The organism is Geomonas paludis (assembly GCF_014193585.1).
In the GTDB taxonomy this organism is placed as follows: Bacteria; Desulfobacterota; Desulfuromonadia; order Geobacterales; family Geobacteraceae; genus Geomonas; species Geomonas paludis.
This window is the reverse complement of sequence record NZ_BLXY01000012.1, coordinates 101608-107607: the sequence shown is the minus strand read 5'-3', so window position 1 is coordinate 107607 and position 6000 is coordinate 101608. Positions and strand designations below refer to the sequence as shown.

Sequence of the window (6000 nt, the reverse complement as noted above, 5' to 3'; positions counted from 1 at the left end):
ATCCTTCATGGACACCTCCAACGTGGTTTCGGTGTCCACAGGATTACGCGATGGCTATTCGATTGTCAGAGAACTTTGTCTACGATGTGGTGGCACTTATTTGTGTCCACGATGTCGTGGCACTCAACACGTAGAACGTAGAACGTAGAACGTAGAACGCTGAGACGTTGAACGTTGAACGTTGAACGTTGAACGTCTTTGCTTTTTCTATTGACCCGTCTACAGCTTCACGGTTTAGTATTCCTGCTGTCATGGCCACGACGCCACTAACAGCAAAAGGAGCGAGACTATGAGCAAGGTAACGGTTGAGGAGTGGACTGCCCGGTTCCGGGCTATCGGGCTGGACGACGCGGCCATGGAACAGTGGCACCGCCTGTTCGAGAGGGAGAACCCGCAGGGGCACCAGGAGTTCCTGGAGTTCCTGGGGCTTCCCGCCGAGCGCATCGCCGCCATCCGCAAGCATCACGCCTGACCTCGCGGCCCCGGGTTCGCCCGGGGCCGCCCATCGCAGGAGGCATCATGTACCGCATCAGCCAGTTGGCCAAAAAGTTCGGCCTGTCGCGCAGCACGCTGCTCTACTACGACCAGGAAGGGCTCCTTTCCCCTTCCGGTCGCAGCGACGCCGGCTACCGCCTTTATTCCGAAGGCGATCTCGAGCGCTTGGCCGCCATCGTCTCCTTCCGCAAGGCCGGCCTCTCGGTGGAGGAGACCCGCGCCGTCCTGGAGTCGGAAGAGGGGGAAGCGTCGGTGCTCAGAAAGCGCCTGGCCGCGATCGGCGCCGAGATCCGCGCCCTCCAGGCCCAGCAGCACCTGCTGGCCCGGATGCTCCGGGTGCAGTCGGAGGGGGGGCTCCCCGAAAGCGTCGACAAGGAGACCTGGGTGGCCATGCTGCGTGCCGCGGGCATGGACGACCAGGCCATGGCAACCTGGCACGCCGAGTTCGAGCGGCGCGCGCCCCAGGCGCATCACTCCTTCCTGCTCAGCCTCGGCATTTCCGAACAGGAAGCGCAGGCGATCCGGCAGTGGTCGGCGGCCGCGGCGGCCGGCCTGTCTGCACCGCTGCGCTAGAACTTCCCGCCTCGCGTTGAATTCTCCAGGCATGTGGTTAGAATGTGCTAATTGTTTGTGCGCCATTCCAACCTGACCAAGGAGAACTCAATGAAAACAACAGAGATGTTCGCCGCCCACCCCAGAAAACTCACCATGGATATCACCGCCATTACCGAGTGCATCAACTCGCTGGTCGAGTGCGCCGACGTCTGCACCTGCTGCGCCGACGCCTGCCTGGGCGAGCAGATGGTGCAGGACCTCACCAAGTGCATCCGGCTCAACCTGGACTGCGCCGACATCTGCCAGACCACCGCCCGCATCCTTGCCCGCCAGACCGATACCGTCCCGCAACTGCTGAGGACCCAGCTCGAGAGCTGCGCCGTCGCCTGCCGGCTCTGCATGCAGGAGTGCGAGGTTCATTCCGAGATGCACCAGCACTGCCGCATCTGCCGGGCCAGCTGCCAGAACTGCGAGAAGATCTGCCAGGACCTGATCTCGCGTCTGTCCGAGGGGACCAGGACCACGTTCCTGTAACAGTGGCGGGGGCGGCTTAGGCCGCCCCTTGGCACGCGCAAGCGGGGCCAAGACAGGAGGCTGCAGATGAGCAAGCTGGCCTGTAACGTCGTTGCCTATCGACCTGATCCGGAAATGCTTGCCGCACGTTTTGAGCCGCGCCAGGTGGAGGTGCTGCTGGAGCAGGCGGAGGGGCTTTTGGCGCGCGCCGTGACGGAATTCCGTGAGTACGCGGCCCTGGACCGGGCCTGGCAGGAATTGAGCCACGACCTGGAGATCCTGGAGCAGGAACTGGAACTGGACCGGCGGCGCGTCGAAGGGGAGGAGCCGGCTGGGGAGGAGGAGCCTGCACCCGAAGCGGCGGCTGCCGAAGAGCAGGGAAAGGCACCGGAAGAAGCGCCGCATGAAGAGGCAGAGGGCGCGGCTGCCGCAGAGGGGGCCCCCGAGGAAGAGGTTGCGGAGGCCCCGGCGGCGGAGGAGCCGCTTGCCGTCACCAGCATGCTCGAACTGCGCGGCGAGTCGATCCGGCGCAGGAGGGAGCTGGCGGGCGCGGGGGGACCCCTGGCGCTCGACGAGCAGCGCGACCTGGTGCTCAGGCGCCTGTGCCGGGACTACGAGGAGGGGCTGAACCGGGTCGCGGTGGCGGAGGAGGGGTTGCGGCGCATCTTCGGCTACGAGGTCGCATCGCCGCTGAGCTCCTGGTCGGAAACCCTGGGCGCCTCCCTCGCCAGCAACATCATCTGGACCAGGAATGCCTTGGAGTGGCTCACCCTCTACCAGCAGGGAGAACAGGCCTTCACCCGCGCCTTTTCGGTCCGCGCGCTGATGAACCGCAACGCCTGGGGGCAGCTGCGCCATGCCCGGGACAGCTTCTCGGTGCGGCTCCAGATCCCGGCCGAGCTGTTCCAGGGCTTCGAGAACTGCCGCTTCCGCGGCGTGAGCGCCTCGCTGCTCGGCGAGGCGGGCGGGGTCCCCTGGTCGGCGCTGGTGCGGCTCCCCGAGGCGGCCTATTACCAGAGGTCGGGCCAGCGGGTGGAGGTGGACCAGCGCGACCTGCCCCAGATCATCCTGGGGCGGGTGGAGAACCGCCGCTCCGTGCGCCGCTCCGAGTTCTGCGGCATGGCCACCCATCTCAATGCGAGCCCGGTGGGACGGCCGGTGAACGAAGGACAGTGGTACGTGGAACTGCTGCGGCCGGTGGGCGCGGCCTCGGAGCAGTTTGCCCAGGTGGAGGACCTGGTGATAGAGGTTAAGGTTTCCGCGGTGACGCAAAGGACGGAACGTTGAGGGATGCCGGCGCATCCGGCGCCGGTACAGGACAAGGGGGTGACTCATGGAAAAGATGCGGTTGACCAGCCCGGCCTTCCAGGACAACGGGCGCATTCCTGCGCGGTATACCTGCGACGGTGACAACATGAACCCCGAACTGAGGTTCGAGAACGTCCCGGCCGGCACCAAATCCCTGGCGCTGGTCATGGAGGACCCGGACGCCCCGAACGGGTTGTGGGTGCACTGGATACTCTGGAACATCGGCCCCAGGGTGACGACGCTTGTGGAGCAGGCCGAGCCGCGCGAGGTGGTGATCGGGAAGAACAGTTGGGGGCATAACCAGTACGGCGGGCCGTGCCCCCCCTCGGGGAGCCACCGCTACATCTTCCGGCTCTACGCGCTCGACACCACCCTGGACCTGGCGGGGACGGCCAGCAAGGGGCAGCTGGACGTGGCCATGCAGGACCACATTCTGGCGGAGGCCTCGCTTACCGGGCTCTACGGCGGGGGGTAACAGGAAGCAAAGAGAAGGGACGGGGGCACCCGGCAGCTGTCACAGGGCCGGGTGCCTTTTTCGTTCAGAGCTCGGTGCGCTCGCTGATGAAGTTGGTGAAGGCGCGATCGGTGTTCTGGATGTGCCCCACCAGCCAATCCTTGAGGAAGACCAGCACGTCGATGGCTACGAAGGATTCGCCGGCATCGGAGCGGTCCTTGAAGTTGTGGATGGAGTTGATGAACTTGCGGTGGGCGGCGGCGTGCGACGGTGCCGCGGCATAGTGCAGTTGCGCCATCAACTGCTCCTCCGTCGCGAAATGGTACTGGGTGTAATCGAGCAGCTCCGCGACCACTTCCTGCAGTTCGTGGCTGTGGTCGTGCAGCATGAGCGCACGGTAGCACCGGTTCAGGATGTTGACCAGCTTGTGGTGATCTTCATCTATCTGCGGCATTCCCAGGATCAGCGTGTCGTCCCACTCTACCAGTGTCATTGGTTGCTCCGACCTGTAACTGTGAAAAGTAATCCCCTCGTTTCATTCTTCGGCAAAAAACGGACTGAACTGCAACCTTTTTTGCGGCTACTTGAAAGCGATCACTTCCAGGTGACCGTAGTCCCCACGCTGTGCCTTCAGGGCGCGCCGCTCGAACTCTCTCTCCCTTCTTTGCCGCGCGACCTCTGCCGGCTCACCGCTGCCGGCGCGCGAAAGCGCCCGCTGCAGGACCAGCCCGCCCACCAGCAGCGAGGCCAGGGCGTACCTGCGCCTGTAGATCAGGCCGAGCGCACCTCCCACCAGCAGCGCCGCCCGGGGGTCGGCCAGCAGGTCCAGGGCCGACTGCAGCCCGAGCTTCAGGTTCAACTGCCTCACTTGCGGGTCCAGGTTGCCCCGCTGGTCCTCCCGGTAGTTGAGGGGGAGGTCCGCCAGCTGTGCCAGATTGTCGCTGTTCATGCGTTAGCTCCTTTTGCCGGGGATGTCGACGAAGGTTATCTTAACAGCGCCGCACGCTTACTCAATACCGTCACGTTTTTTTCGCCGGCGCAGGAAGGTGGCTATGCCGGCGCTTGACTTCGCCACCATCACCGATAAAGTGAGGATTTGTTAATTTTCCGGAGTGGTGTGGGGGAATGGTCATGGCTGCCAACGTGCGCAGGGAGCTGGCCGAGGGGACCCTCGGCAGCAGTGTCAGCATCATCGACCCGCTGCGTAACCACCGCTGGGATCGCTTCGTGGAGCAGCACCCTTACGGCTGGATTACGCACCTGTCGGGATGGAAGCGGGTACTGGACAAGAACTTTCCTCACATGACCGGCTACTACCTGGTCCTCAAGGACCCCCTGGGGGGGATCCGGGCCGCGCTCCCGGTGTACGCCGTGGAGAGCTGGCTCACGGGACGGCGGCTGGTCAGCATCCCCTTCGCCACCCTGTGCGACCCGCTGGCGACCGAAGCCGCCGACGTGGAACTCTTGAGCGAGGCGGTGCTGCGCCTGGGGGAGCGGCTGGGCATCTCGCGGATCGAGATCAGGACCGCCGCGGCCGCGCACCTGCTGGACCGGGACCGGTTCCACGTCGACTGCCTGCGCAAGCACCACTTCCTGCCGCTTTGCGAGGACCCGGAACTGGTCAGACAGCGCTTTCACCGCACCTGCGTGCGCCAGCGCATCGCCCGCGCCGAGAAGAGCGACCTCTGCTTGATCCGGGGCAAGCGCGAGTCCGATCTCAGGGAGTTTTACCTGCTGCACCGGATCACCCGGAAGAGGAAGGGGCTGCCGCCTCACCCCTACCACTTGGTGAAGGCGCTCTGGCAGACCTTCGAGCCGCAGGGGATGGTGGAGCTTTTGCTGTGCCGCAGGGGGAACGAGACCATCGGCGGGTTGCTCCTTCTCAAGTACAAAAGCCGCGTCTCCATCGAGTACTCCGCCGTCAACGCCCTGCACAACGACTTGAGCCCGGTGCATTTCCTGTTCTGGAACGCGATCCGGGAGGCCTGCCGGGAGGGGTACGGGGTGCTCGACTTCGGGCAGACCTCGCAGCACAACAAGAGCCTGATGGAGTTCAAATCCCACTGGGGGGCGCAGGTCATCGACCTCCCCCATTTCCTCTACCCCAACGTCCCACCCCGCTCCTGCGCCGCGGGCGAGGAGTCGATGTCCAAGAAGCTGCTGCAGTTCGTCTGCAACAAGGCGCCCGACACGGCGCTCAGCTACCTGGGGAATTTCTGTTACCGTCACCTGGGCTAGCGACGGTTGGTTTTGAGGGTTTCTCTGCTACCCTTTTCAACGCCGGGTTAGCATGGATTAATGGCCCGGCGAGCCACAGCGGTTCGGGATCATCCCACACCGGGATGGAAGGAGGAAAACATGGCCGAGGCAAGAAGGATACAGATCCAAGAGGCGCGCAGGAAGGTGCAGGCAGGTGAGGCGCTCTTCGTCTGCGCATACGACAGCGAGGAGATGTGCGGCGGCATCCGCCTGGAGAAGGCCTGGACCCTGGGGGAGTTCAACGCCAGGCTTCCCGAGGTGAAGAAGGACCAGGAGATCATCTTCTACTGCAATTGACCGCAGGAGCACACGTCTGCCGGTCGGGCAGCTGAATTTGCAGAGAAGGGATACACCAGGGTATGGGCGCTGCAGGGTGGGGTGAACGCCTGGAAAGAGGCGGGGTACAAGTAAAGGGG

General features: G+C 64.2%; 9 protein-coding genes. 7 read left to right on the top strand and 2 right to left on the bottom strand.

The window, feature by feature from the left end; translation table 11 throughout:
- The first annotated feature begins 289 nt into the window (after positions 1–289).
- The 5 genes from H7687_RS18750 to H7687_RS18730 all read left to right on the top strand — a co-directional run bounded on the left by H7687_RS18750 (position 290) and on the right by H7687_RS18730 (position 3346).
- The gene (locus H7687_RS18750) at positions 290–472 is read left to right on the top strand and encodes a MerR family transcriptional regulator (protein WP_183350236.1); all 183 of its coding nucleotides are present in this window, start codon (positions 290–292) and stop codon (positions 470–472) included.
- Between the two features lie 47 nt (positions 473–519).
- Positions 520–1068 carry a MerR family transcriptional regulator gene (locus tag H7687_RS18745; RefSeq protein WP_183350234.1) on the top strand — a complete coding sequence of 183 codons (549 nt, stop codon included), beginning with the start codon at positions 520–522 and terminating at the stop codon, positions 1066–1068.
- Positions 1069–1158: 90 nt separating this feature from the next.
- On the top strand, positions 1159–1584 hold the full coding sequence (locus tag H7687_RS18740; RefSeq protein ID WP_183350232.1) for a four-helix bundle copper-binding protein: 426 nt from the start codon (positions 1159–1161) through the stop codon (positions 1582–1584).
- A 66-nt stretch (positions 1585–1650) separates the two neighbouring features.
- Complete coding sequence (locus H7687_RS18735; RefSeq protein ID WP_183350230.1) at positions 1651–2850, top strand: hypothetical protein; 1200 nt, start codon at positions 1651–1653, stop codon at positions 2848–2850.
- 46 nt (positions 2851–2896) lie between these two features.
- Entirely contained in the window at positions 2897–3346 is a 450-nt protein-coding gene (locus H7687_RS18730) for a YbhB/YbcL family Raf kinase inhibitor-like protein (RefSeq protein ID WP_183350228.1), read from the top strand.
- Positions 3347–3410: 64 nt separating this feature from the next.
- Here the strand turns inward: H7687_RS18730 and H7687_RS18725 are convergent, their stop codons facing one another.
- Both H7687_RS18725 and H7687_RS18720 read right to left on the bottom strand, forming a co-directional pair.
- Entirely contained in the window at positions 3411–3818 is a 408-nt protein-coding gene (locus H7687_RS18725) for a bacteriohemerythrin (RefSeq protein ID WP_183350226.1), read from the bottom strand.
- Positions 3819–3905: 87 nt separating this feature from the next.
- On the bottom strand, positions 3906–4274 hold the full coding sequence (locus H7687_RS18720; protein WP_183350223.1) for a hypothetical protein: 369 nt from the start codon (positions 4272–4274) through the stop codon (positions 3906–3908).
- A 182-nt stretch (positions 4275–4456) separates the two neighbouring features.
- On the opposite strand from H7687_RS18720, the gene H7687_RS18715 reads away from it, so the two are divergent.
- Entirely contained in the window at positions 4457–5563 is a 1107-nt protein-coding gene (locus tag H7687_RS18715; RefSeq protein WP_183350221.1) for a lipid II:glycine glycyltransferase FemX, read from the top strand.
- A 120-nt stretch (positions 5564–5683) separates the two neighbouring features.
- Positions 5684–5881, top strand: coding sequence for a rhodanese-like domain-containing protein (locus H7687_RS18710; protein WP_183350219.1), 198 nt, complete (start codon positions 5684–5686; stop codon positions 5879–5881).
- Positions 5882–6000: the final 119 nt, after the last annotated feature.

Bases quoted from the DNA above. Each gene is read 5' to 3' on its own strand.
- H7687_RS18750 (WP_183350236.1), top strand. From the start codon at position 290: ATGAGCAAGGTAACGGTTGAGGAGTGGACTGCCCGGTTCCGGGCTATC.
- H7687_RS18745 (WP_183350234.1), top strand. From the start codon at position 520: ATGTACCGCATCAGCCAGTTGGCCAAAAAGTTCGGCCTGTCGCGCAGC.
- H7687_RS18740 (WP_183350232.1), top strand. From the start codon at position 1,159: ATGAAAACAACAGAGATGTTCGCCGCCCACCCCAGAAAACTCACCATG.
- H7687_RS18735 (WP_183350230.1), top strand. From the start codon at position 1,651: ATGAGCAAGCTGGCCTGTAACGTCGTTGCCTATCGACCTGATCCGGAA.
- H7687_RS18730 (WP_183350228.1), top strand. From the start codon at position 2,897: ATGGAAAAGATGCGGTTGACCAGCCCGGCCTTCCAGGACAACGGGCGC.
- H7687_RS18725 (WP_183350226.1), bottom strand. From the start codon at position 3,818: ATGACACTGGTAGAGTGGGACGACACGCTGATCCTGGGAATGCCGCAG.
- H7687_RS18720 (WP_183350223.1), bottom strand. From the start codon at position 4,274: ATGAACAGCGACAATCTGGCACAGCTGGCGGACCTCCCCCTCAACTAC.
- H7687_RS18715 (WP_183350221.1), top strand. From the start codon at position 4,457: ATGGCTGCCAACGTGCGCAGGGAGCTGGCCGAGGGGACCCTCGGCAGC.
- H7687_RS18710 (WP_183350219.1), top strand. From the start codon at position 5,684: ATGGCCGAGGCAAGAAGGATACAGATCCAAGAGGCGCGCAGGAAGGTG.